The organism is Mycetocola sp. 2940 (genome assembly GCF_040548835.1).
In the GTDB taxonomy this organism is placed as follows: domain Bacteria; phylum Actinomycetota; class Actinomycetes; order Actinomycetales; family Microbacteriaceae; genus Mycetocola_A.
Genome location: NZ_JBEPSK010000012.1, coordinates 42,766 through 69,216, shown reverse-complemented (window position 1 = coordinate 69,216; position 26,451 = coordinate 42,766). Strand labels below are relative to the sequence as shown.

Here is a 26,451-nt window from a genome sequence, read left to right as displayed (position 1 = left end):
CAACGGACCGATTGGAGCCAACATGCTCGAGAAACGACTGAACGCACCAGCATCCCGTTGGATCAGCGTCACCTTCCTGCAGGGAGAGGACGCGGACGAGGTGCTCGGCATAATCAACCGCGGCGGAGCACCCGCGGCCATTGCGCACCTGCGGTCGCTGGACCACGGCGAGGAGACGACCGACGCTGCGCTCACGAATGGGTACGTGTACGACAGCATCCCGGCAGGATCGACCGACCAGACCATCGAAGACCCAGCCTCCCCCTACGTGCTTACCTACAGTGTGCACTTCCGGTACGTGTCACTCCTGCGTCGGCATCCGGTCGAATCTGAATCGGAGCCCGCCCTGACGCCCGGGCCGTCGCCCACCCAACCCGCTCAACCGCGTCAGCGCGCAGCCGGCGTTTGGAACACCACCCGAAGCCGGTCGACAAATGCTGCACGGCACACGGTCGCGCTGTGAATAACACGTCGGGTGAGAAACTGCTCACAGCCGCGTTGGTCGAACCACGCGGTGAGCTTCGCCGCGACCGTCACGCCCGAAGACGGTCGGGGGCGAAGATCGAAGCGGATGCCCGGCGTGCCACGCAGCTTGAAGGGCGCGCTCGATGGCAGGAGGAGCGGGCGGAAGCGCGGTCGGCGGCGTACCTTGCCGCCCAGGGCGAGTCTGGCCCTGCACAACTGCGGATGCCGGGACGGCTACGCCTCCCCAAACATCAAGACACCTCAGCTACCTTGTCCGGTCACTATCCGTTCCTTGCAGAGGCAGGACTTGGCTCGGCCGGCGTCTTCGTCGGACAAGACCTCTATTCAGGCGGCTCGTTTGTCTACGATCCCTGGGTGCTCTACCAGCGTGGGCTGATCACCGCACCCAACATCGTCCTCGCCGGGATCGTTGGTTCCGGCAAGTCTTCGCTGGCAAAATCGCTGTACACGCGTTCGCTTCCCTTCGGCCGACGGGTCTACGTGCCCGGCGACCCGAAGGGTGAGCACACCGCTGTCGCCGAGGCTGTCGGCGGCAAGGCGATCATTCTCGGCCATGGTCTGAGCAACCGGCTGAACCCGCTGGACGCGGGCCACCGCACGGCATCCACTTCGGATGCCGAGTGGGTGGCGCAACTCACGTCGCGGCGACGTGAGCTGATCGGCGCGCTCGCGGAGACCGTTCTCGATAGAACGCTGACCCCGCTCGAGCACACAGCAATCGACCTAGCTTTGACCGATGCCGTGCGAAGCGCTGACGTGCCCATCCTACCCATGGTCGTAGACCGTATCCTCGCGCCGAGTCCCGAAGACGACCGGGAAGGTCGGCTCACGGAAGACGGGCGCCTCGTCGGCCATGCACTGCGCCGGCTCGTCGCAGGCGACCTCGCCGGCCTCTTTGACGGGCCGTCCACGGTGCGCTTTGACCCCTCGCTTCCCATGGTTTCACTTGACCTGTCCCGGGTGGCCGAGAACTCGACGCTCATCTCCGTGCTGATGACATGTTCGTCTGCGTGGATGGAAGCAGCGATAGCCGATCCGGCCGGAGGCCAGAGGTGGGTCATCTACGACGAGGCGTGGCGGCTCATGGCGTACCCAGCGCTCCTGCGGCGGATGGATGCGCAGTGGCGCCTCGCTCGGCACTTCGGGATCGCGAACATGCTCGTCTTCCACAAGCTGAGCGACCTTGACAACGTCGGCGACTCGGGATCCGCGATGCGCGCACTCGCATCGTCCCTGTTGGCAAATGCGGAAACACGAATTGTCTACCGCCAGGAATCGGATCAGCTCGGATCCACAGCGAGCGCTCTCGGGCTCAGCCGGGCCGAGCGAAGGCTGCTCCCTGCGCTCGGCACCGGTCAGGGGCTGTGGCGCGTCAAAGACCGCAGTTTTGTCGTACAGCACCAACTTCACCCGGATGAGCTCGCGGCATTCGATACGACGGCCCGAATGACGGCCGGTCAGTAAACGGACTGAGTGACTCAGCTGCAGTCTGATCCGATCAAGGAGACATCGCGATGAACAAGAGCGTGGACGAAGAGCGAGAAGCGAGAATGACTCTCGCGGCGCTGTCCGAGCCAAGCGACCTAATCACAGGGACATTGGTAGCCCGGCTCGGCGCGGCCGAAACCGTGCAACTGATCACCTCCGGCACCCGACTGCCGAACGGCGTCGACCCGGCGGAGGGTGAACTCTGGCGTCGCCGGCTGGCCCCGCGACTAAACCCCGGTCAAGTCGACCAGATGAAGCTTGAGATGCAACGACACAATCTCGTGCTCCTTACCCCGGAAGACGTCGACTGGCCTGGCGAGCTGCAGCAGCTGAGCGCGAGCGCGCCGATCGCGCTCTGGCTCAGAGGCGACGTGAGACAGCTGTCGGCTCCGATCTCCGGTCGAGTCGCCATTGTCGGTGCCCGCGCCGCAACGGCGTACGGCAGCCAGGTCGCAACCGAATTGTCCTCAGACCTTGCCTCGCAGGGCCGCGTGATCATCTCCGGAGGGGCGTACGGCATCGATGAATCTGCGCATCGAGCAGCCGCAGTGTCGTTTTCAGGTTCGACCATCGCCGTGCTTGCGAACGGGCTCGACCGGCTCCACCCAGCGGGTAACGATCAGCTCTTCGAGCGCATCGAACAGAGCGGCGGATTGCTTGTCAGCGAGCTGCCGCCAGGCGCCACCCCCACTCGGTGGCGTTTTCTCCAACGAAACCGGATACTTGCGGCGCTTTCGGGCGCGACCGTCGTCGTCGAAGCGGGACATCGATCCGGCTCCCTCAACGTCGCTTGGCAGGCTCACTCCCTCGGCCGGCCAGTCGGCGCCGTTCCCGGACCGGTGACGAGCGCGGCGAGCGCCGGATGCCATCGGCTGATCCAGGAGGGGGTCGCGAGCCTCGTCTCCGATGCGCAGGACGTGACAGATCTGTTGGACTCAACCGTCGGTTTCTCAGGGGATCGGACGTTCGCCTACTCCCCCACGAGACGGTTCTCCCGGACCGAAGCTGATTTGCGGCTCTAACGATCTTTGGAGGATTGGACGGTAGCCATGGGCGCCCCGCGACCACAGGCCACGCTCGGTGACGAACTCGCCAACGTGGGCATGGGACTCCTTATTGTCACTGCCTTGTTTACCCTGCTCCTGCGAGGAGCTGGTTCTGTCGCAGCTTGGGCGACTGGCACCACCCAACCGACCGGTGGGCCGGAAACCGGCCTCCACGTCCTCTTCGAACCAAGCGATCCCTCGAGCGCCATGCACGCGCCGGATTTGCACCCCCTCGCGTACTGGCTCACCGTAAGCGTTCTGCTCGGCGCCGTCTGTGGAATGGGAATCTGGCTATGGCGGGGACTCCGCATCAGCGACCGGAAGACATTGGCGGACCCCTATCGCATCCCTGGGATCGCCACGCGAGCCGACGTACTGCGCGCGGCCTCGCAAAAGGCACTCCTCCGCCGTGCTGCACACCTTCGACCTTCTCTCGGGCGCGCAAAAGCGACAGATATCGGATACCCGATCGGACGTTCGCGGGGCACAACCGTCTGGGCAAGCGTCGAGGACTCGATACTCGTCATCGGCCCGCCGCGCTCCGGAAAGGGTGCGCACATCGTCATCAACGCCATTCTCGACTCTCCCGGCCCGGTGGTGACCACGTCCACACGCCCGGACAATCTGACAGCCACTTTTCGGACACGACAGCAGGCCGGACCCGTCGCGGTGTTCGATCCCCAACAGCTCGCCCCTGGCGTGCCAGCCGGCCTTCGATGGTCCCCGATCCGCGGATGCGAGAACCCGCTGACCGCGATGATCCGTGCAGCCGGGCTGGCAGCCGGAACCGGACTAGCGGCTGGCGGTGTGGACGGCGGCGGTTTTTGGAAGCCAAGACACGAACAGCACTACAGGCGCTGCTGCATGCGGCCGCCCTTGATCACCGGCCACCCGCCGAGCTATTCCGCTGGACGCTCGACCCGGCCGCCGCGGCTGACGCAGTCTCTATTCTGCTGAGCAGCCCGGCGGCAGCGACCGGCTGGGGTGACTCGTTGCAGGCGATGCTTGAGGCAGACCCGCGTACGCGGGACTCAATCTGGCAAGGTGTCTCCCTGTCATTGGGCGCACTTGCCGACCCCCGCGTGCTGGATGCCGTCTCACCGGGCGAGGGAGAACGGTTCGACCCCGAGGAATTTCTACGCAGCAAGGGCACGCTGTATCTGCTCGCCACCGGTGCTGGCTCAAATAACTCCGCCGCGCTCGTTTCCGCATTCGTCGAGGACCTGGTCGAGACGACCCGTCGGATCGCAGCGCGCAGCGCAGGTGCGCGCATCGACCCTCCCCTGCTCCTCGCGCTCGACGAGATTGGCAACCTCGCACCCCTCCCTTCCTTGCCGAATCTCATGGCCGAAGGCGGCGGGACAGGCATCACGACCATGCCGGTGCTGCAGTCGCTTGCACAAGCGCGCACGAAGTGGAGCGACAACGCGGCTGGCACGATCTGGGACTCTTCGATCGTCAAGATCGTGCTCGGCGGTGCATCGAATTCGCGGGACTTGCACGACCTCTCAACCCTCATCGGCGAGCGCGATGAATCGACCGACTCGACAACGGTTGGCGATGGTGGTTCACGCTCAGCACAGCGCTCGATCCGACGGGTCCCGATCATGCCACCCGACATGATCCGCACCCTTCCCTTCGGCACGGGCCTAATCATGCTCCGAGCGGCTCCGCCAATCATCGCGAGCCTTCAGACGTGGACCACGCGTCCCGATGCGCACGCGCTGCGCGCGGATCGAACTGCACTTGAAACATCGATGCGCGCTCCAAGTCCGCGCCAGCCTGAGGATCAACACGGCCGCGGTACGTGACCGCCCCATCTGGCTAGTTGCAGCTGACGACCTCAGCCGAGCACGAGGACGCTCTCGACATGGAGCGTGCGGCACACCTCGTAGTGAGCGGACCACCTTGGTCCGCCAGAACTACGGAGGTTGAGCCCCATGGCACTTCACACGCAACAATCGCTCTCGGGCTTCATTGCATCGGAGCCACAGCGATCGTTGACTGAGAATGGCGACACCCGCTTCTATGTCCGAGTCGGCCAGCCGCACTTCCGTCGGGACGATGGAGGCGGCTTCACCGAGCTCGAGCCGACATTCCACGACATGGTTGCTTACCGTGCTACAGCCGAGCGGGCGCTCAAGCGGTTCGCGAAGGGCGATAGCTTCGTCGCCGAGGGCTACGTCCGGACTTTCGAGGTCGAGCGCGATGGCGCCGTCGTTGAGCGGGAGGAGTTCGTCGCTAAGAAGATTGGCCACGACCTCGCTCGCACGAATTACTCGGTCGACCGGGCTCACCGCGAAGCTGCGGGCACCGACAGGGAGTCCCGGGGCGTCGACAATGTCTTCTCGCGAATGACTGGACTGCCCCGGGCCGGCTCTGTTGCGCTGGGGCTGTGAGGTTGCAGTGGCTGAACCCCGGCTGGAGTCGGCACCTGGCCTCGAAGATGTCCCCTTCGGCACGAGCCCATTTGACGACGACCTGGACGGACCGCTCACGAACGAGCCCCCGCATCCGATCAACTGGAACCTTCTCACCCCGGAGGAGGCCGAGGCCGAATGGATCGAACTCAACCGGTGGGTGAACTGGCTGCGACGGACGTACGGACTCTCGGCGTCCGTCGTACCGCCCTTCTGGCATCGGCACCCCGAACTCGTGTGGGAACTCTCAGCGCTGCACCTGCACTGGCTATGCGCCTACGATCCTGACCAGCACGGCTCCGCACCATTCGGATGGCACCGCGACTTCGCGGACGCCCGACAGCGTCTTCGCGACTGGGTGGCGACAGCCGGCACGCGCCTCGAGCGCGACCGGCCGACACGCCAGACAGCTTGGCCAGGCGAACCGCCCGCGGATGCCGTCGAGGACATCGTCATCCCGGACCGCGAAGAGGATTTTGTGCAGTTCGTCGTTGATGACGTCGCTCGACGGCGAGAGTCGGAAATTTATCTCTATCACCGCGCCGAGCCCTCGTAGAGTTCGCGGCACGGCGGCGGTTACGGCGGTGTCACCAGTTTGTTTGAGGCGTTTAGCGTCCGCTCAGCAGTAATGCAGCCGGGCAACCTTTTCGGGCCCAAGCCTCGCTTTACATATCCACAAGTCTCAGCGAGGGCGGAGTCGCCGTTGAAGGTCCGTCATGCGGAGCGCCGATAATGAGCGGCGTGCAGGGATTGCTATGTGCAGGATTCCCGACCCCGGCCGAACTTCGGCTGCGCGCAAAGCTGAGTGTCGGTGGCCCGCTGGAGAATAGCGATGACAAGTATTGGGGAGGAAACCACATGTCAGATGTCATCTCCGCCACGATTGGTTCCGTCGCTGGTGCGTTCCTTGAATCCATCCACGGGTGTCATCGCGATCAGTCACGCAACTTAAGGGACAGACGGCGGGCGAGTGCGGAATCGCTCCTGCTTGACCTTCGCCCGCTTCATCGACGGATGCGGAAAGTTGACTTCTCGCGGAACCCCAAAAAGTGGTCGCATGACATCAATCGCGCACTGCATTGCATTGAGGCGAACCAGTCGTTGTTACCTGATGAGTGGCGACACCTGTGCCGCAGTGTTCGCGCCGCCGTAGGTGAGGCCACCGGGCTCGGATGGAGCGAAGTTCTCGGCGGCAAGCCGTCCAAAGTCGCTTCCTTCGACGCAATATGGATCGAGCACGGTGCTGCCTACGTGGGCTACACCATCGCCAAAATAGAGCGATGGCAGAACGCGAATCGCGACGCATCCGCGCGACGCATCCGCCTCGCTGACTTCGACACCTGGCTTCGGCTCACCGGCAAGTATTCGCGGGTCTGATCACGGCGGCAGCGGCTGCCCTGGCCGGTGGCGCACAAAAGATTACTCGTCCTCATAGGGCAACCGGAATGAAGAGCGACTTCGAGCTACACCGTTCACTTGGCTCCCGTGTGTGAAAAGGCCAATGGGCAAGGATGGGGCGTCGGTGGCCGCAAATAGCGTGAGTCATCCGAGTACAACAGACATAGAGGAGATCGTGCATGTCGTCCGATGGAATTCTGTTTCCAGTGGCCGTGTCCCGCCTCAGCGCGGGTGAGACCTCGCGCGAGCCCCAGAACGCCCGCGCAATTGAGTGGTTGCTCAAGCAGCCAGGAGGCGCGGTCGTTTTAGTGACGCCCCAGAAGCAATTTTCTGGCGACAGCCTGAAGCGCTTTAGCGCTCGGCCTGGAGTGGCCCACTACACATGGCGCGGCTTCTCGACGGGGTCCCTCCCAAGCTGCCGGGTGGTCTACGCATGGCCGGATCGCAAACATCTGAACGATCTGTGGCGCGTCCAGGCGGACGCACTCGTGGTCATCGAATGGAATGAGCGGGAGACCAAGGAGTGGATCCACGACGCCGATCCCATTCAATTCCTGAACGCCAACACGATCCAGCCATCCGGGGTGCATTCAAAAGCGGCAACAAGAGAACCGCTACCGAACGGCGTCGAGGGGATCTTGGACCACATAGCGAGCATGGCGGCCGGCTACTCCTCCGGCCTTAAGTGGAACGAAGAGGACAAACTCAAGGCCGACATGATGAACCGCCCAGACCGCTGGATCCCGATCTCCGTCGAGCAGGTCCGAACAAAGTGTCGGGAACTTGGCATGCGTCCAAACGACATCGACACCGTCGCGGGGTTCCTCCAACGGCGAAAGGATGGTCGGCGCTTCAACGTGCAGAGTTCCTACCGCTCGTTCCACTTCAACTGACATGGAACCGCTTCTGTTACCGACCGGCGTGCACGCCACCTTTCGCGGTGAAGGCCGCACGTGAACGGTAGAGTTCGAGCAATGCAACAAGGCCTCGTACGCGAAGTGGCCAAAGAAATCCCTCAGCGGTGACCTACATCTTGCAGCAACCGACGGATCGGCCATTTCGGGTGCCGAAACAAAGCAGCGTGATCGGAGTTGATGGTGTCTCATGACATGCGCTTGACACTGTCCGAAGTAGTCTCGCAACGACTCTTCGAGGTCGCGGATTATCAGCGACCATACGCTTGGGAATCCAAGCAGTTGCAGGACCTCTGGGACGACCTCGACCTTCTCGGTTCCGGTCACCACTACGCCGGAACTATAGTCCTCAAGGCAATCGACGGCCCGAAACAAATCACTATCGACGGTGACCGACTAGCCCGGTATGAGGTCGTCGACGGCCAGCAGCGTCTCACCACCTGCTTCCTGCTCATCGATCGCCTCATCAAGCGTCTGCGACACCTCCAGGAGACCGGCGATGAGGGGGTAGGACGCGCCATCACGAAACTCGTCGATAACTTCGGCCAGGTGACAATCTCGGGTGTTCGAAAACCGCGGTTGAGTCTTGGAGCAGACCTCAATGAGTTCTGGAAAGAACAAGTGCTCCTCGGCAAGCCGATTATCGGGTCGATCTTGGTCGCAGGCGAGCAACGGCTTCAGGCGGCGGCCGAGTTCTTCGACGAACGGTTAGCCTTCTTGGTCTCGGGAGTCGACGACACAACCGCAATTGAGAGACTGCTGGACTTGCGCGGCCGCGTCACGGCGGGACTCAAGTTCCTTGTGTACGAGGTCGAGAGCGACGCAGAGGTTGGCGTCATCTTCGAAACACTCAATGAGCGCGGTCGTGGGCTTACCGACGTTGAGAAGGTCAAGAACTACCTGCTCTATCTCGCTGGCCAGCTCCCGGATGACAGAAAGAGGGACCTTGCCGCGTTGATCAACTCCAAGTGGAGCGAGATCTTCAAGGAGTTAGCAAGGCTTCCAAGCCGGTATGAGGAGCGGCTGCTCCGCTCGCATTGGCTCGCTACACAGGAGCCCGATGCCCGGCAGTGGAAACGCACCGCCTCCCTGAAGGCGAAGTTCCCGCGCAGCAAGTACGTGCCAGGCTCTGACCGACTCGCCCACACGCGCGAGGTCCATGATTCCCTTGCGAGTGAAGTCATCGACGCGAGCGATCACGTTTGGACAGAACTCTACGAGGACATCAAGGCATATGTGGAGTCACTGCACGCTTGCGCAACGTTCATAGGCGAGCTCCACGATCCGTCAGCGCAGTACCACTCCTTCGCCTCAGATCGCGAGCGTGCACGCCGGGCAACTTCTTCGCTCAACCGGAGCCCGGTGACCGCGCTGTTCTTGCCACTCCTGTTTGCGTGGAGGCTTAGTCACCCGACCGACGGTGCTGGGTATGCCGGTCTCGTAGAGCTCTGTGAGAAGTACTCCGCGCGTGTGTTCGCGATCGCCCAGCGGCGCTCCAATGCAGGTGAGCCTTATCTGTGCAAGATCGCGCACGGGATCTATCTGGGTAAGCCTGTGGACGAGAGCATGGCCGCTTTACAGGCTCTGTTGTGGGACTACGCGCCGGACTCTGTCGTCGAGCAAGCCCTGCTTGCCACCGACAATTGGTATGGTCGCCAGTCACACAAGTACCTTCTTTACGAGTACGAGTTGTGGAAGGCGAAGTCGCCATTCGACGTCAAGCCATGGTCAGATTTCATCGACACGGGCAATCGCAGGACCACCGAGCACGTGCTTCCACAGAATCCCGACCCAGACAGTGAGTGGTGGAATTCCTACAGCGAGGAAGAGCATAAGCGGCTTCAGCACACCTTGGGCAACCTCGTCCTCACCTACGACAACTCTTCGTACTCGAACAAGGAGTATGCAGCGAAGCGCGGTGTCATCGACCAGGTCGCTCCTCCGTGCTACTACACCGCGAGTCTCGCGCAAGAGCGTGAGATTGCGTCGTGGGAGGTGTGGACACCCGCATCCATCGTCGAGCGCCAGGAGCAGCTGGCCCGCTGGGCAATGGAGAGATGGGGCGTCGTTCAGCCCAATTATGCTGCGCTTCAACAGGCGGATGCCGAGGTCGCCTCCGAAGTCGAAGCTGCGGTTGCAGCGGATCTTGAGGAGTCCGAAGGGCCGGTCTAAGCCCCAGGGCCTCCGACCAGGATAGCGAGTGAGATTCGATATGCCGGGGCACCGAACTCTCTTTTGGCGCTCACGGTGGAGAGCCGAAGCGTCCAAAGGTTTGGCTTGTCCGATGAGGGTTCTCCTCACGACGCACCGTCACGCGAATGCTAGTTCCTGTTGTGGCCTAGCGACCTGGAGATCAGGACTCCCTTCCAATAGGTCTCGCGGTCGAGTACGTGTTGGTCATCGGTTCGCATCGACCAAAACTCCAGTAAAGCGAACCGCATCGTCTTTCGGAAGTGGTCCTCGCCCTTCGCAGCGAGGTGGGCCATCAACCCGACGTTGTCACCGTGGAGCGTGCGGGCGTAGTGGGACCAGCGTTGCCAGATCCCTGTGTCGCCAGACGCCGAGCCAACGTAGGGCTCGCCCGTTGCCTCGTCGTGGATGACGTACACACCCTTCATATGTTCCAAGGCGATTCGCCAGTCGGGTCGCCCTTGCTTCACTATGGCCTGGATCTCGGCTAGCGAGTGATTGATGCGGTCGTGCCCTGGGAATGGATCACCGTCGAATGGCTCCTCAGTAATCATCGAAACAGTCATGTCGTTTAGGCACGCTTCCATGTTCCGGCGGCGGTTGCGACCCGCGAGTGCTAAGCGCACATAGAGTCTCTTGATCAACGGACCCATGAGGTCCTCTCGTAAGACGACGTCGTAGGAGTGTTGCCGCGGCTCGGGACGGCGCCCCACGACTTCCCAGATCCCACCAAATAGCCAAAGCGTCGGGTCATTTCGGTCCTGCGCGAGCGAGAAAATGAACTGCCGGTTGAAGTCGTCGTTGACATTGCGCCAAGAGTTCCACCGCTGCCATTCATCAAGGTCGTTGCCGAGGACGTCGATCGGAAATGCTTCACCGTTGTAGACCGCACAGTGAAGCTTGAATTGGATCGGATCAAAGTCTGGGGGTAGCAGCGTCGCGAGCAAAATCCGATCCATATTGAGATGCTAATGCTGCCAAGCGCATGGGCACATGAGGCTGGCCTCCGATTGACGGCCAGCGCGTCGGCGCCAGACCTTCTCCTGAGGAGTCGGTCAACTTCACCTAGCCTCCCGCGGCGGACGGTCCGACCGTGGACAGCGATCCGTCACCTCACCTGCACTGGGGCTACGGTTCGGGATGGTCGCGTTACTAGCGTCGGAGGATAGTGTCCGATCTGGGTTGCACCCCGCTGTTTGAGATCGAGCAACCAACCCACAAATCACCGGGGGGCGTCGGATGGCCCGACCAAGACAAGAAGGGCGATTGTGTCGGCCCTGGCTGCGATTGTCGTACCTGTGCGACACCCAACCCCGTTTAGCCGCTTGCCTGGTTGAACTGACGCGTTACACTTACAGCAGTTAGAGCTAGATGGAACAGATAGATCAACCTAGGACAGTTGGGAGGCAGCGTGAGCGGTCACGTTGAGAGCGCCATCCAAGCGGTTCGAAACGCATTAGAAGAATCGGGCGACCCTGTTGAAGTGGCCTTCTCATTGCCTCGCGATAGCGCTGAAAAGATTCTGGAACTCTTGGAGGCAGAGGGCAGAAATGGTGCTGTCGTAGTCCCGATCAAGGAGCAGTTCACTACCACTGAGGCGGCCAAGATGCTCGGCATCTCACGTTCAACCCTCATGAAGTTGATCGACTCGGGAGAAATCGACAGTGTCAAGGTGGCGAGCCATCACCGGATTGCTGCTCCAGCAATTCTGCGATACGAGAATGCTAGGTCGGCAAACCAACACCGCACTGCGGAGGCCCTTGAGGCGTTTGCACACGATGCGAAAGAAGCTTTTAGAGACAACGTGACGTTTGGCGGACCAAGTTGATGGCCGTTCGGGAATTGCTGGACCCAATCGATTTTGTCGGTCCCAGCGGGCGTCTGTTCGTTGACACAAGCGTCTTCATGGACGACCGACCGGATAGGCGAGGTGGCCTGAAGGCGCTGCTCCAACGCTGCGGGCAGGCGATTCTCCTCAACTCCAACCCGATCGTGATCCCGATCGACGTGGTTGAAGAATTGACGAAGCAGAGCCGCAAGGTTGACCCCGAGCGAGCAGAGGCCATCCGCCGTGCAGGGGTTGCGGTTGGGTTCATCGAGGATGCTGCGGCACTCGGGTTGGTACGGACCGACATAGGTCACGACTCGAAGCACTATGCCGACTCCGTTTTCGAAGCCATCTTCACACGCTATGCGAAACAGTACGACATGTGCCTCCTCATCAACGACATCACGCCGCTTCTTCATGTCCGTTTGCTGTCGCACACGAGTTCAAAGATGCTCGTCGCTGGGTCTCTGACCAGCGACGGTCGGATTGACATCGAGAGCAACCAAGTTCTCTACGAGCGCGGGGTCCGGAAGCTTCGTCGCAAGCAAGATGAGGGAGACGCACGAGAGGTCGCCGCGCTCAGCCCACTTCTCGCCGACTTCAAAGGCCAGTTCGGCACCTCCGAGCCGGCGGATCGCCGCTCCGGATTGACAGTGCTCAGGTCACCAAGCCCCGCATCAGGCGTTCGTCGGCGGGCCGAGCCTTTTGACGGAGAGGCGGCATTTAGGGGGGCTGACTCATCGCTTTCAGTAGGCACGATTCCAAGCGTCGGACACAAGGTCCACTTCACGTCCCCTTCGGGCAGTGGGTCGGTCGTCCTCGATGAACTCCTGGGCGAGGGTGGAGAAGGTGCTGCCTATGCGGTCGATGGGGATCGAGTCGTCAAAATCTTCGACCGCGACCACGTGACGCATCACCGCCGGGCGAAAGTCGAACAGTTTGCGTCCCGAAATCTGTTCTCAGAAGGCATCTGCTTTCCCGAAGCGGTTGTTACAAACGATGCGGGCGAGTTCGTCGGGTACATGATGCCCAGAGCCCATGGCCATGAGTTCCGCGTGATCATGAACCCACGGCGGTTCCTCAAGGCGTTCCCCGGGTGGACCAAGGCCGACCTCGTCGATGTCTGCATCTCCTTCCTAGAGAAGGTGTCGTACTTGCACTCACTCAACGTAATCGTCGGTGACATTAACCCGAAGAACGTCATCGTGGATGCCAGCAAGAATGTCTGGATGATTGATGCCGATTCTTGGCAGGTCGATGGATACCCTTGCCCGGTCGGGACCCCGATGTTCACTTCAGCGTCTGCACTTGGGCGTCCTTATGCCGAATCGCTGCGGACGAATGAAGAAGAACTTTTTGCTATCGCAACAATGCTTTTCATGATCCTGATCACGGGCCAGTTTCCCTACGCGCGCACGGGATCCGATGGTGACATCGCTCGGCTCATCAAGGACGGCAATTTTGCGTTTCAGGTCGGAGAGCGCTCGAACCGCGACCAGCCAGAGGGCAACTGGAAGTACATGTGGAGTCACATGCCGCGTGCGCTCAAGGAGATGTTCTGGAACACCTTCCATCGTGACGGTCAGCGGTACACCTCTCCACCGCCTGCAGAGGAGTGGCTCCGAGCATTTCGGCAGTACCGCTGGTGGCTCGGCAGCGACAAGAACTTCGACCCAATGTCCAACGACGTGTACCCGTTCAGGTTCAAAGCGTTCAAGCCCGACACTCCAATTCTCGAATGTTCCCAGTGCCACCGCCCCCATGCACTGGTTGGGGAATGGGATGAGGCAACGCAAGAGCACTCTACCCCCGAGATGTGTTTTGACTGTCGCCAGCAGAATCGACCTAAGTGTTCCGATTGCGGGACCCCGCGACCGGAAGGCGCTCTCAAGGACGGCAGGTGCCGAGATTGCAATCGGAAACGTGACTACGGTACGTGTGAGAGGTGCGGAACGGAGAAACCACATCGCTACCTCATAGGCGGCCGCTGCTCCAAGTGCCAGCTGGGAACCTGTAAGACCTGCAAGATGCCAGTTCTTAAGTCCGAACTCACCTACGGTCGGTGCGGCGCGTGCGAGAGGCGAGCCAAGGAGCTCGACCCGCTGAGGCTCTGCACAGATTGTCGCCAGCCTTTCATTGACTTCGAACACATCGAGTGGTTCAAGGGCAAAGGACTTGACGTCGCCAAATCTCACGTTGCGATCAAGAAACAGTGTCCACCGAGGACCGCGAGTACCCGACCCGCGTCGGCGCAACGTCCCCAGGGAGTTCCACGGGCGTCCACGACGACTACGAAACAGGCTGCACCGAAGCAGAGTGCCCGGTCGCAGGCGAACCTCTGGGAGCGCATGAAGAAGTGGTGGAACGTTTGAAAACTCTCGAACTCATCCAGAAAGGAATCCAGACCAATGGCATTCAATATCCGAGCCGACGATCTCGTCGAGAACCCGACTCCCCGAGTCCCGGTCTCTCTCTGCATCGACACAAGTGGCTCAATGGCAGGCGAAAAAATCCGCGAGCTCGTTGCCGGCATTGGCCTCTTTTACGATGCCATCGACGAGGACGATGATGCTCACGACTCCGCAGAGGTCAGCGTCGTCGCTTTCAACTCCGGGGCGAAACTCGTTCGGGATTTTGCTAGTATCGAGGGCCTCCAGAGGGACATAACGATCACGCCCAGCGGTCTTACTCATCTTGGAGAGGGCGTTAACCTCGCCCTCGATACGTTAGAGAAGCGCAAGTCGCTCTACTCTGACACTGGCGTCCTATACTTCCAGCCGTGGCTTGTACTCATGACGGACGGGCAACCAAACGGTGACAAGAGCGAACTGGAGCGGGCGATCGAACGCGTGACACGCATGGTCGCTGCCAAGAAGCTCACGGTTTTCCCCATCGCTATCGGAAGCGACGCGGATCTCGCTGTACTCGCGCGATTTGCTCCGGAGCAGCCTTCTCTACGGTTGAAGGGCATCGACTTCAAAGAGTTTTTTGAGTGGCTTTCGAAGTCCGTTGCGAAAGTCTCGCAGTCCATGCCTGGGGGCGAGCCGTCGATCAATTTCTCCTCAATCCGCGGCATCGAGGATCTCTAATTGTTTCGAGAGTTCCACTACCAGGTTCGGGGTCGGGGGCACGTTCTTGAGGGCACCCGCGGTCAAGATCGAACCGCCTACCTCGCATGCCGTGGGGTGCAAGTGATTTGTCTTTCCGATGGCGCCGGCTCCGCCGCGCACTCTGAGATTGGTGCGCAAATACTCGTGGATGCTGGCTGCGAACTTCTCTCGGAGCGTTTCGGAGATTTTGTCTCGAGCGACGATGGAGTCGCCCTGAAACTCGAAATCGTGGATTACCTCCTCCATCGTCTCGATGACGTCGCTAAAGCCCGTGCGGTTGGGATAGGCGATCTGGCCGGCACCTTCCTGGCGGTCGCGACGGCAGGTAATCAGTTCGTTATCGTCCACGTGGGTGACGGCGTCGTCGGATACGTGAAGGACGGAAGTGCTCGGGTAGCGTCAAATCCCGATAACGCTGAATTCGCCAATCAAACAACGTTCCTCACTTCGCGGGGTGCGGCCGTGGGGATGAGGATCATTCGCGGGCACCTCGACAGTATTACGGGCTTCATACTCATGAGCGACGGAACGGCGAACAGCCTGTACAACTCTCGCACCGGAGTCCTTGCGCCGGCCTGTTCAAAGATCGTGGGGTTGCTCGCGCATGCCCCAACCCGCCAGGCAAAGAATCCAAAGCACAAGAAACAACTGCGACGTCTCGTGGATACTAAGATCCGGTTTGCAACGAAAGATGATTGTGCGATCGCAGTATTGGCCAGGAAGCCTGCGTAGTGCCTAAGCAAGAACCCTGCTGCGCATCAGCCGAAACTATGCCCTGCCATATCTCGAAGCGAGCCTCCAGAAGTCGAACCGGAGGATCGCAAGTCTATGGGTCGCGGCATGCCGGAGAATGCAGGCACCTCGCAGCTGCCGAGATTCGACGGTGAACGCGTCAACCCTGGTCGAGCAGCATCCGTTCGACGTACTGTGAGTACTCGCGCTCCGCATGCTCGGGACTACGAACTAAAACGCCTTCCTCCATGCGATATGTCCGCTCGGCGTCACCGCGGAAGGATAGCCAATTGAAGCTGGTGGCAATCCAGACATCGTCGAAAATCAGAACTTTTGCATGCGTGTTGGGATGTCGAACTAACCGAAATCCTTCCGAGAATCTGGCTTGCATACTTTGTAGCTGACGCAGAGCTCTTTCATCCGACCCTCTGTCGTCAGGCCCGTAGCCGTGCACGATATGGACTTGAACCCCGCGTCTCAATGCGCCCTCGAGGGAGGCGAGAAACTGCGTGTCTACTACCGCAGACTTTACCCATGGGGAAACGAGCAAAAGACGCCTATTCGCGGTTGCCAGCGCCTCCTGAAGAACAAGCCTGTGCTCATACATGTCAAGGCTTCGCACAACGAGTTCGGTGCCGGGAGGGGATTTGCCCGATTCGTCGGTAAATGGTCCAGCCTCGTCCTGTTCTCTGAGTGCCAAGCTAATCGCCGCTGGGAGCACCAGGGCGGGTGCTTCGTCGCTCCGGTTGATCCGAAGCTTGAGTATTTCCGCTCCTCCTGCCTCCTCGATTGCGATGTCGTGCTCTGGGCTTGGAGCTCCCCCGACAATTACTGCAAGCTCAGGCGGCGTGTCATCGTTGTCGCTTGCGTAAACCAGAAGCCAGCAGCGCAAATACCAGTAATCGGCAGCCTTAGCACGAAGAACTCGAAGAACTTCCATTGATTGTGATCGTCCATCGGGTCCCGACAGAATGCGATTCAGCTTGCGCAGATTGATATTCGCGGCCGTGATCTGTTTCGTCGCCTTTGCTGGAAGCAGTACACGACCTTCATCAACTGCCAGAGACTTCTTGACCAGGTCCGAACGGGGATAGTCCGCCACTTGCCAGAGCGCCCGGTCGAAATGCGGCTTGAAGGTTCGTTCTACTGGGGTGATTGCAGCGAGCTCCCGCGACAACTCAAGGCCCGCTGGCGTGAGACGCCCTTCTTGCGCTGTCTGTAGATACTGAATCGCCCCGCTCGCCGCTAGGTCGACAACTGCGTTCGCGACGAGCTTCTCTTCGAGGCCGAGCAAAGTAGAGATCTCCGAGATCGCCGAGAAACCGTTCGCGACAGATCGAATCACGAACTCCTCCAAGAGCGGCAGGGGCTTCCGTTCCTGAGCCAAGACCGTTGTGCTCACAACGGTGACGGGGAGCGCAGCGGGCTCAACCGCAACGAGGCGCAGCCCGGCTCTCTTGTTGGCGAACTGCCGATATAGCAGTTCGCTAGCGCTATCCATGGGCCTTCCTCATTTCACAGGTATCCGGGTGCATTCGGACGTAATTAGCAACTTGACCCAAGGCACCGGTTGCACAGAACGGGGCATCGCCAAAGATTGTCAAACCGAATCGCGCGCGTGAGAGCGCCACGTTGATTCGCCTCCAGTAGTCAGGACCAAGAAAACCCATCGACTGTCTGTTGTTACTCCGGGTTACAGAGAAGAGCGTGATGTCAGCCTCTCGTCCTTGTACGGCATCAACGGTCTCGATCGACAATTGAAGGTGGGCGAATTTCTCGCGAGCCAATCGGCGTCGCAAATGGTCGACTTGGCTACGGTAGGGGGCTAGAACGAGCGTTTCAAGGGACGACCCCACTCTGGTTTGGATGAAGCCTCTTCGTAGGCCGGCGTCCAGGGTCCGTAGGCGGTCAACGATTTGGTCGGCCTCGGCCCGGTTGACATATTTGCCGGCAACCCCTGCCTCGGTGTCCTCGAAGCGGCGTTGACCCAATCCTGAAGTGTCGATCCAGAGGACTGGCTTGCCTAGCGAATCGTAGCCGGTTAGCCCATCGCTATTCGGAGAGTTGAGGGCGCCGTCATAGAAACATTCCGAGATCATGTCCCCAATTGGCGCGATCATCCGACGCTGCTCAGTGAGAGTGAATTGGTTCGCCGATGGGAGATGGTCGACGAGACGCCGGAATAGCGTTTCCTCAACGTCGGCTCGACTCAAATCGTGGTCGGCTAACAGTTTCCGATTCTGAATGAGGTCTTCGTCAATGGGTGGCAGCTGGTGGAGGTCTCCCACAAGAACGAATCGTCGAGCTCGAACAACGGGGACCAAGGCCTCCGTGCTGGTCGCCTTCGACGCCTCATCAACGATGCAAAGGTCGATTTCTAGGTCCCGTACGGACGGAATCCCGAGGAAGCCTATACACGTGCCACCGATCACTGAAGTGGCGCGCAGGAACTCGGCAGAGAGCGATTCGTCTGATTCCAACCGCTCGAACCATTCGGCCTGCAGCTCCAGCTTGCGTAACAGGTGCGGGGCCGACGACGAGCGCTCGCTGAGGAGAGCAATGGCGGCTTGTACGTCTTCCGGTTCGGGATCCTCGTCAAGCGTGACCTCACCGTACAGGGCGCGGGCCTGCCTGAGGAGGTCCGCTTCGCTGTCTCTCGCAGCTTCCAGGCGTTCCTGTAAGGTCAGCGCGTCGGGGAGGATGCCTAGCTCTGTGGCGAGCGTCGTATCGTCGGAAGTGGACTCCGTTAGCCGCTCCTGAAGGAATGCCACGGTTTTCATGGTGCTCAGGAGCGTTGTGAGGGCAGAGAGTGCTCGTACGTCCGTGACTGACAAGCCAGCCACTGCAGCGGCGTCGGCGAGATGTCTCTCTGCTCGCTTACGCGTTCCGGCCGCCCATTGGCTAAGTTGACTTGCCAGCAGGAGATGTCGAGATCCTTCGCCGACTCGGAGGTCGTCTTGTTTCCCGAGCCGTACAAGACTCTTGATGCCTGCGCTTTCCAGCCGAGCGAGGGCGTTATCCACTGCAATATGCGTTTGACTCACGATGAGAATTCGAGCATCGGGTTTCCGAAGGAGTTCTTGGGTTACAAGCTCCGCGATGAATCGAGTCTTGCCAGTTCCTGGGGGTCCCTTTAGAACCGCACACTCAGGGACGCCTAGTGCTCCGATGATCGCTTGACGTTTGTCGTCGTCGAGATCCAGTTGCCAACGCGGTGTATCTATCGGCTGTGGAGCTGAAGCCAGGTGGGGTTCATCGAGGATCTCCCGAAGCCGGTCAGAAACCGCTGTGCCGTTCTCAAGAGCAGAAATTGCATCGCCTTGGCGCTGAAAGGCGACCTGCGATGGCCCTAGGAACGGGTCTAGAGTCCCAGAGCGCGGTGCAGCCCGTGGTGGTCGACCGATCCACCGAAGGGTTACCGATGTTGCGTTCTGTTCAACCACCTCACCTGTAGCTAGTGGCCGCCCACCACCGGTGCTTCGTACTTGCCATTCAGAACCAATGAGCTCGGCGTCGACAGCCGCTGTAAGTTCGAACACTCCCCCGGCGGTCCGCGGGCTCCAAGAACGGAAGGCCAGAGGTATCCGGCCGCCCCGCTCTAGCTCCTCCCGGGCTGCCATTAGACGGCGCCAAGTCGAAGTCATGGACGCTTGAGCCGGTTCGTCCACTTCATGGCTCATGTCCGCGGAATCGTAGAAGCTGTCCAGTCGATTGATGAGGTCCAACGAATCGTCGTTTCCGCGAACGTCCCTTGTGATCCATGAAACCGAGGGTGGCAGACGCAACGCACGTCCTCGCGCCCGTTCACGAACATCATCCTCAGGGCGGTTGGCGTCGATGATGCTGAATCCCGCCCGCCCGGTGTTGCGCTTCAGGATGTACCGGATGGACTCCCCAAGCAGGTGGAGCGTCTCCCGATTGCGCTCTTCAGCTTCGCGATTCCAGGCGTATTCAAGGTGGGTGTTACCGCTCAGATCTCGATCCACGATGCGCCGAACTTGATCCCTGTTCGCATATTGGCCGCCGATCCTGCCGACAGCCTTATTCGTCATGCCGAGGACCACTATCAAACTCGGATCGGCCTTCTTTTTCCCGGACTGGATCATCTCCTCAAGCTCGCGGTGAAAAATCGCCCCGTTCGCCGGCCTCATCTCCGGGTCTATGCTTACGGACCTCAGAAGTAGATCCTTGAGCGGCGCGGGGAGCAACATCCTTTGGATTGCTGGTTCTAGCTCGTGAAACTCCTCGAGGCGTTCGGGATAGGCGAGGCGGAGAAATAGGACTGCCATGGAGTACACATCGCGCGTATATGCCCTGCCGGTCTTCTCCGGAGGTGCCCATATCCCTGAACGGAAGCCGCGCACAGTAAGCTCCGAATGCTCGTCGCTGACTTGGGATTTGCCGACCCCGAAGTCGGCAAACAGAGGCTTGCCGAATTCATCGATGAGGATATTCGAGGGCTTTATGTCACGGTGCTCGACAAGGTTGAGGTGAATATGGCTAAGGGTCTTTGCAAGCGGTCGAACGAACTTGCCGACGGCTTCTGACCAATCGAGGGGCCACCGTTCTTCGAGAACCTTATCGAGTGAGGTCTCTACCCAATCAAGGACGATGAACATCCGGCCAGAGTCATCAAATCCGGACGTTCGGTAGCCCACTATTCCGTCATGCTTGAACTTCTTCAACGCGCCGACTTCACGCTGAAAAATCTTCTTAGCAGTCTCGTCCGGGAAGAGCCCCTCGACAATTTTGACGGCTACAAAGTCACTCGTTTCAGAATCGAAACACTTGTACACAGTTGCCTGACCGCCGCGTCTGACCTTCTCGCCGTTCACCGGTAGATAGCGACCAGCGATGAAGTCATCCTGTGCGACCAAGTCGACCTCCATGTTTTAGGCGATGCCAGCCCGAGTTTATCTTTGACGCGCTATACAAAGGCATCTGAGAGCCTGCCCGCTTTTGGCCGGCTTGCCAATGCCGCATTCGGGGGTGAGGTGGCAGCGAGGTTGCTCTTTGCCATGGGCTAATCATCTGATTCGCGCACCTCAATGCGCATTCGGCTTCGGGCTCAGGTCGAGTGCGCCAATACCGCAGTTTTGATAAGTTGACCCTGACCGTTGAGCATCGTGGCTCGGCGCAGTCTGGCCCTTGCAGTGCAGGCACCAACCCCCATCCGGAAGGGAATGCACTGCTATGCCATCTACAACCTGTTCCAAACGACCGTACTCGTCGCCGCAAGCAGCGGTCCGCGCCTTGAAAGCCATACGCGCGCGCGGAGGTGAGCGTGTCCCTGTCGGGATCCATCCATGCGCGACATGCTCTCGATGGCATCTCACTTCGAAGAAGGCTACCGGTCGACCACGGTGGTGGACTCAGCTCGCTGCAACTGATGTCGTGCAAAGGTGCAATGTGCTATAGCGAGAGATCAGTTCAGTGCGGCGGTGCGAAGCTCGACCCGAAGCCGCCTCATACTTGCTCGGTAGGGGCTGCCGGTGGCATGGGTGTAATTCAGAGGCGACAGCAAGTTTCGGATGATGAGCTTTTCGACGAGAACTGGAGCATCGTGGGTGACCCACGTGACGCGCAAGCCATTGTCCAGCATCCAGTCGGTCAACTTTGTTTCGCGTGTTGGCATCAAGTCGAACTTGCCCTTGGGGTGCGCGATAACGCCCGGCCGGAGGTCCAACTCCTCATGGAGAAGAGCTGCGAGCGAACGCCGGAGTCCAGATCTTCGAGTGCTGACCATGTGAGTCCCGACGACGCGACCAGCGAGCGAATCCTTTGCGGCCAAGCCAACGTAGAGCGGCAAGGATCGATCGACCGGTGGGAAGTCCGAGGGGTAGAAGGGTACTAGAGCCCCTTCTTTGTCGTACCAGGCATAGACGCCCGTCTGCGTGACAGAGGCCAGTTCCGCTGGGGCGACGGGCGTCCGTACGAGAAGCTCATTTCGGACGTCTGCCCAATTCATATCTGGAGTCTAAGCGGTTGAAACGCGCAAAACACTGCTGCCGACGTGCCGCTTTCGGCGGTGACCTCATTCGGTCTGGGTTTCTGGCAACTTCGCCTCGCGCCTCGCAGACGTGATCGGCTTGCCGAGCTCAATACGACCGTGTTCCCGCTTGTGCCCGCGGATTTGGTGTCCGATGCCCCTGGTCGGGTTCCTTCCCTCGCCGCGCGGTCTGCGCGAGCCCGATCGCGTCGCCGAGCGTCTCGGATTGCTCGATGCTGAGGCGTCAGGTCATCCGCTTTGAATCGCGACGCTCGACCTCCTCCCTACGCCAATGCGCGCAGACCTGCTCCCATCAGCGCAAGCAATCGCCGAAACATTTTGCTACGACGCCGGTAATACTCTTACCGGCCGCTTGATACTCATCCATCAAATCGAAGGCCCGGCCCTTTCTGTAGAGCACCCCCTCGATGGAGACGACAGCGATGGGTGTGTCGTCACGCAGGATCGCCCAGAAATGGGACTGCGGCTCGCTGTGCAGTCCGAGTCGCGACGCGGAACGCGCCGCGACCGCAGCCATAGGAAAGTAGTCAAGATACCCTCGGAGCTCCTCGGCGTCCCAGTCGGAGGAGTCAAGGAACTCGTTACGCGCGTCCCAGTAGTGCCGATCATGCAGTTGCATACTCAGAAGCTTTGCGATGAGACGATAGGCGAGGGTGCGATGCGTCGAGGCCGGGCGCGGCCCATTGAGCGGAAGGCCCGCCGCTTCTTCGATCGCCTTGACAGGTCCGTGGGGCGAAGGATTCGCAAAGACACTCTCCCAACTAAGCCTGAAATCGCTTTTGGTAGAAACGTGCAGCGAACCCGCCCGGTTCAACTGGACGACCGGGCTCTCGCCAGGTTTCAAAAGAGCGAGACAGTCGTACATCCCGCCCCCGGGATGCATCTCCCACGCCAAATATTCGGGGTGTCGAGCAGCGAGCTCACTGATTATCCACCACGATTCAGCGATGATATGGCGCTCGGCGGGCGCCATGGCGGGGGCCGTCATCTCGATCTCCTCAGCGATAGGGACTTCCAAACCATCCGCCTCGAATGTCATCGTCGGATGCTCAACAGAAAGGAAATCGGCAACCAAGGTTTCAATTACCGCGTCCATGGGGGCACGACTGTCGATAGACGACCAGTTGGCGCCATAGATCGAGGTAGTCTCCTCCCGCATGGCGAGCCAGGTCGTGTACGTATGCGCGGTGCCGCGATCGGCAAAGGACTGGGCGCCCTTCTCCTGCAATGCCACTGTCGATTCCGGATAGTGATATTCCCCGAACTCGTTCCAGATTCCTACTGGTCCATTCTGAGCGTGACCGGGTATCCATTCGAAATGGATCGCGTATCGCCGAAGCGGTCCCTTCGTGAAGTCTTCAAGCGTCATTTACGCTGGCCCTCTCTCTTTACGTCGTGGGTGCTCGACTTGTAGGGACGATCGGCCTGTGTGACTGCGAGCGGGCCACGTGCTAACGACTCTGCTCCCCCGCGATCGACGAAGCGTTCCGCTAACGTCGAGGCCGCAAGCTTTGGTGGCAAGGCAACTGAAAACTTCAGCCCTGCGACAGCCTCAGGCAGGACCTCTGGCAATGCCAGGTCCACGGCTGCCATACGGAGGTCCGCGGCGCTCAGGCCGTCGTTGAACTGAATGGTTTCGTTGTCCGCGATGCACTCGCCTGGTGAGCCCAACGCCGCAATCAAAGTTTCGTGTGCGCGGAGCCCAGCAAATCCCCACAGCGTCGCGCCCCTCGCGCCCCTGCGCAGTACAGCACCCGAAGCATCGACGTGCTCGGCGCGAACCTCTCGCAGGTGCTGGAGCCGGGTGACAGCGCGTGCTGAGAGTGTCACAGGCGGATCGGTGCCGAGTAGGACATCTCGACGCGCCCGGACGAGATCGAAATGTTCATCGACCACGCCACTCGACCAGCGCACCTTGCCCTTTTCGGCATGCGGAGTGACGTACGCGACATGCTTTTCCCACAACACATCATCGACCTTCCACGCTCGACCGTTGAGTAGCAGTGGTCGTTGACCGTCTACTACCGCTCTTGTGAACGATATCGGCGCGACGGAACCGATCTCCTTAGTTCCTTCCAGCACACGAATCTCGAGGTCAGCGATGAATGAGGACAGAAGATCCATGAAGTTGCGGCGACCAAACGTACGCTCTGCAGTTGGCCCGATCATGAGGAAGTCGCCATCCGAAACCAGAAAATCGGCCTCGCGGAGGTATGCCAGCACCGAATCGGCATCATCCATGACAGCACAGCCAGCCCACCAATAATGCCAACCGTTGACTGGGAATCGTCCCTCTTGCAGGGCAAGGGCGAGAAACTGTTGGGCAGCAAGGTGTCGTGGGTGTGGTGGCGGCACGACGGGCTCCACGTAGCCCTGCGACCAGAGGAGAAGCAGCCCCGCCGCCCGAGCGAAGCCGTCGAGATCGGTCGTGAGGAACAGCGCATTCCGCCTTGTCCCAGGCCGCCGCCCCGTACGTCCGAGGCGCTGGAGAAAGGCGGAAACCGCGTACGGCGAATCGATCTGGATCATGCGGTCGAGGTCGCCGATATCGATGCCGAGCTCAAGAGTGGACGTCGCCACGATCACGCAATCGCGCGCTTCCGAGAATGCTCGCTCGCTCAGGCGGCGCTCGTCGACCGAGAGTGACGAGTGCGAGACATACGTTGTCACCCCGCGTTGCCGCAGCTCGAATGCCAGTTCCTCCGCTTGCGCTCGAGCCTGGCAAAAAACCAACCGTTTCTCGCCCACGAAGAGACGCGAGAGAACCTCGGCCGCGTTCTCTAGGGATCCGACATAGTCGAGTGTCACATCGGGATCACGAATCGTGCCCGAATCGCGCACGACTTCGGCGCGCACACCACGCGCAGCGTTCGAACCTTGGATCCACGCCAAGACCTCATCGGGGTTGCCTACTGTCGCCGACAGCCCGATTCGCTGAATAGGCCGGTCTGCGATGCGCTGTATCCTCTCAAGCACCGCGAGCAGGTGCCAGCCCCGATCCGAGGCGGCGAACGAGTGAACTTCGTCGACGACGATCGCGCGGACGCCTCGGAAGAACTGGTGGTGATCTACGCGCCGCGATACCAACATCGCTTCGAGCGACTCAGGTGTCGTCAGCAGAAAATCTGGCGGGTCGGCGAGGATGCGGCGACGTTCACCGTCACCAGTGTCGCCGTGCCACAGAGCAACCCGACGTCCGATCCACTCGCTGTAGGTAGTGAGACGCGGCAACAGGTTATTGAGCAGGGCCTTGAGTGGTGTGACGTAGATGACGGTGAAACCCTGCCATGAGGCATCATCCATCATGGTCGAAAGCAGAGGAAAGACGGCCGCTTCGGTCTTGCCGCCGGCGGTCGGGGCGACGAGTAGGCAGTCGGCGCCGCCGCGAATCGGGGCGACGGAAGATTGCTGCAGAGGCCGCAGCGACGACCAGCCGAGCGAGTTGACGACGTGGTACTCGATCGACGCGTGCAGGCCGACGTCGGGCATCAGATTCCGAGGTCGATGTCGTCGACACCGGCCGGAGCAACCGCACGGGCATCGCCACGCCGCGAGGCGGCCTGCTCCTCCTCGGTGAGCGCCGTGAGCGTACCAGTTTCGCCAAGCGCGTCGCGGCGTGGGTTATAGTCCTCGAATAGATCGACCTTGTCCATGACGTCCACAAGCTGACGGAGGAATACTCGCGGCGCGATGCCGACTTTGCCGCCGAGCTGCCCGGCGATCTTCGTTGCGAAACTGGTGATGAAGTCGTCGTCGATCGCTGAGGTGACACGGTCCCCGTTCTCGGCACCGTCAGCGTAGATGTCGCGAATGCGCCCGCCAAGTTCGTGCAGCGAATCGTGTGTAAAGCCAGTGAGCCGCAACTGCGGGGCGCGCGGGTTGTCGAAACCGGGGTTCGTCTCGAATTTCGTCTCGAGACGCTGGGCGAGCGGGGGGAGCCGCTGCACGCCCTGCTGCCCGTCGTAGAACGCTGGCGTGCCGGTGATCAGGATGTACAGCCCTGGGAATCGCCCCGCATCGACCTCGTCGAGCAATTGCCGCAGCGAGTTGAGTGACTTCTCCCGAACGTCGGATCGTACCCGCTGCAGCGTCTCAACCTCGTCGAGGATGACTAGCAATCCGGAAAAGCCAGCGTCGCGCAGCAGCGTCAGCAGTCCTTGTAAGAAACCGAGCGCTCCAAAGTGGTCGAGCTCGCCCTTCACTCCCGCGTACCGACGCGCGCTGGCAGCGACATGCGGTTGCCCGCCGAGCCAAGCGATCAGTCCGTCGGCCTCGGCGGTATCGCCTCGTTCGATCGCCATCCGGTACCCGCGAAGCGCAACTGCGAACGCGGGTGCTGTCTTGCTGACATTCGCGAGGCGCTTCTCGATAAGCTCGTCGGTCGCCCGTGCTACCGCATCATGATTGCCCTCGTCCACCCCCGCATCGACGACGTCGCCGGCGAGGTTGAAGAACCAATTATCGATGATCTCCTTGAACGCGCTCGGCTGCGCCGACGAGGTCGTAATGCTCTCGACAATGCGGCGATATACCGTCTCGAGCTTGTGCAAGGGCGTTTCCGTCTCAGAGATCTGCACCTCTGCGGTCGCGAAGTCCTCCGCTTTCGCGGTCTCGCTGAGCCATCGGGCGAAAAACGTCTTGCCGGAGCCATATTCACCGCGCACCGCTTTGAACTGCGCGCCGCCGTTTTTGACCACGGTGAGCTCAGCACTGATGGTCGGGGCGAAGCGCTCAAGCCCGACCGCCATGACGTCGAGCCCGCGTTGCGGCACGGTGCCGCGACGCAGCGCGTCGACGATCTCCTGGCGACGGCGGGGGCTTACAGACAT

General features: G+C 60.5%; 19 protein-coding genes and 1 pseudogene. 13 read left to right on the top strand and 7 right to left on the bottom strand.

Annotated features, from left to right (window positions below; translation table 11 throughout):
* The first annotated feature begins 22 nt into the window (after window positions 1-22).
* The 9 genes and pseudogenes from ABIE24_RS14120 to ABIE24_RS14080 all read left to right on the top strand — a co-directional run bounded on the left by ABIE24_RS14120 (window position 23) and on the right by ABIE24_RS14080 (window position 9,924).
* Window positions 23-463, top strand: a complete 441-nt coding sequence (locus tag ABIE24_RS14120) for a hypothetical protein (RefSeq protein ID WP_354500737.1) — start codon at window positions 23-25, stop codon at window positions 461-463.
* Window positions 460-1,950 (top strand): putative type IV secretion/conjugal transfer ATPase, encoded by a 1,491-nt coding sequence (locus ABIE24_RS14115; protein ID WP_354500735.1) that lies wholly within the window; start codon window positions 460-462, stop codon window positions 1,948-1,950. Before ABIE24_RS14120 ends, ABIE24_RS14115 begins: the two co-directional genes overlap by 4 nt.
* Window positions 1,951-2,000: 50 nt before the next feature.
* Window positions 2,001-2,996 (top strand): DNA-processing protein DprA, encoded by a 996-nt coding sequence (gene dprA, locus ABIE24_RS14110; protein WP_354500733.1) that lies wholly within the window; start codon window positions 2,001-2,003, stop codon window positions 2,994-2,996.
* A gap of 27 nt (window positions 2,997-3,023) precedes the next feature.
* Window positions 3,024-4,831: pseudogene (locus tag ABIE24_RS14105) on the top strand (type IV secretory system conjugative DNA transfer family protein).
* A 129-nt stretch (window positions 4,832-4,960) separates the two neighbouring features.
* Window positions 4,961-5,419: a single-stranded DNA-binding protein gene (locus ABIE24_RS14100; RefSeq protein ID WP_354500731.1), complete on the top strand. Its 459-nt coding sequence runs from the start codon at window positions 4,961-4,963 to the stop codon at window positions 5,417-5,419.
* Window positions 5,420-5,501: 82 nt separating this feature from the next.
* Window positions 5,502-5,996, top strand: a complete 495-nt coding sequence (locus tag ABIE24_RS14095; protein WP_502916284.1) for a hypothetical protein — start codon at window positions 5,502-5,504, stop codon at window positions 5,994-5,996.
* 176 nt (window positions 5,997-6,172) lie between these two features.
* The gene (locus tag ABIE24_RS14090) at window positions 6,173-6,817 is read left to right on the top strand and encodes a hypothetical protein (RefSeq protein ID WP_354500727.1); all 645 of its coding nucleotides are present in this window, start codon (window positions 6,173-6,175) and stop codon (window positions 6,815-6,817) included.
* A 200-nt stretch (window positions 6,818-7,017) separates the two neighbouring features.
* Window positions 7,018-7,731 (top strand): hypothetical protein, encoded by a 714-nt coding sequence (locus ABIE24_RS14085; RefSeq protein ID WP_354500726.1) that lies wholly within the window; start codon window positions 7,018-7,020, stop codon window positions 7,729-7,731.
* Between the two features lie 216 nt (window positions 7,732-7,947).
* On the top strand, window positions 7,948-9,924 hold the full coding sequence (locus ABIE24_RS14080) for a DUF262 domain-containing protein (protein WP_354500724.1): 1,977 nt from the start codon (window positions 7,948-7,950) through the stop codon (window positions 9,922-9,924).
* A gap of 149 nt (window positions 9,925-10,073) precedes the next feature.
* Here ABIE24_RS14080 and ABIE24_RS14075 read toward each other — a convergent pair whose 3' ends face one another.
* Window positions 10,074-10,901, bottom strand: coding sequence for a GIY-YIG nuclease family protein (locus ABIE24_RS14075; RefSeq protein ID WP_354500722.1), 828 nt, complete (start codon window positions 10,899-10,901; stop codon window positions 10,074-10,076).
* A 452-nt stretch (window positions 10,902-11,353) separates the two neighbouring features.
* Between ABIE24_RS14075 and ABIE24_RS14070 the strand changes: the two genes are divergently transcribed.
* Genes ABIE24_RS14070 through ABIE24_RS14055 form a run of 4 tightly spaced genes read left to right on the top strand, consistent with a single transcriptional unit; the run spans window position 11,354 to window position 15,612 of the window.
* The gene (locus ABIE24_RS14070) at window positions 11,354-11,770 is read left to right on the top strand and encodes a helix-turn-helix domain-containing protein (protein ID WP_354500720.1); all 417 of its coding nucleotides are present in this window, start codon (window positions 11,354-11,356) and stop codon (window positions 11,768-11,770) included.
* A complete protein-coding gene (locus ABIE24_RS14065; protein WP_354500718.1) occupies window positions 11,770-14,142 on the top strand; it encodes a hypothetical protein in 2,373 nt (790 codons plus the stop codon). The genes ABIE24_RS14070 and ABIE24_RS14065 overlap by 1 nt, the downstream gene beginning before the upstream one ends.
* A 36-nt stretch (window positions 14,143-14,178) precedes the next feature.
* Window positions 14,179-14,859: a vWA domain-containing protein gene (locus tag ABIE24_RS14060; RefSeq protein ID WP_354500716.1), complete on the top strand. Its 681-nt coding sequence runs from the start codon at window positions 14,179-14,181 to the stop codon at window positions 14,857-14,859.
* Window positions 14,860-15,612 (top strand): PP2C family serine/threonine-protein phosphatase, encoded by a 753-nt coding sequence (locus ABIE24_RS14055; RefSeq protein WP_354500714.1) that lies wholly within the window; start codon window positions 14,860-14,862, stop codon window positions 15,610-15,612.
* Window positions 15,613-15,772: 160 nt separating this feature from the next.
* Here ABIE24_RS14055 and ABIE24_RS14050 read toward each other — a convergent pair whose 3' ends face one another.
* The 6 genes from ABIE24_RS14050 to brxD form a co-directional block, all read right to left on the bottom strand.
* On the bottom strand, window positions 15,773-17,113 hold the full coding sequence (locus ABIE24_RS14050; protein WP_354500712.1) for a phospholipase D-like domain-containing protein: 1,341 nt from the start codon (window positions 17,111-17,113) through the stop codon (window positions 15,773-15,775).
* Window positions 17,106-20,501, bottom strand: coding sequence for an AAA domain-containing protein (locus ABIE24_RS14045; RefSeq protein WP_354500710.1), 3,396 nt, complete (start codon window positions 20,499-20,501; stop codon window positions 17,106-17,108). The genes ABIE24_RS14050 and ABIE24_RS14045 overlap by 8 nt, the downstream gene beginning before the upstream one ends.
* A gap of 536 nt (window positions 20,502-21,037) precedes the next feature.
* Window positions 21,038-21,580: a GIY-YIG nuclease family protein gene (locus ABIE24_RS14040; protein WP_354500708.1), complete on the bottom strand. Its 543-nt coding sequence runs from the start codon at window positions 21,578-21,580 to the stop codon at window positions 21,038-21,040.
* A gap of 334 nt (window positions 21,581-21,914) precedes the next feature.
* Complete coding sequence (locus ABIE24_RS14035; protein WP_354500706.1) at window positions 21,915-22,991, bottom strand: TY-Chap2 family putative peptide chaperone; 1,077 nt, start codon at window positions 22,989-22,991, stop codon at window positions 21,915-21,917.
* Entirely contained in the window at window positions 22,988-25,111 is a 2,124-nt protein-coding gene (locus ABIE24_RS14030; protein WP_354500704.1) for a DEAD/DEAH box helicase, read from the bottom strand. Before ABIE24_RS14030 ends, ABIE24_RS14035 begins: the two co-directional genes overlap by 4 nt.
* Complete coding sequence (gene brxD / locus ABIE24_RS14025) at window positions 25,111-26,451, bottom strand: BREX system ATP-binding protein BrxD (RefSeq protein ID WP_354500702.1); 1,341 nt, start codon at window positions 26,449-26,451, stop codon at window positions 25,111-25,113. Before brxD ends, ABIE24_RS14030 begins: the two co-directional genes overlap by 1 nt.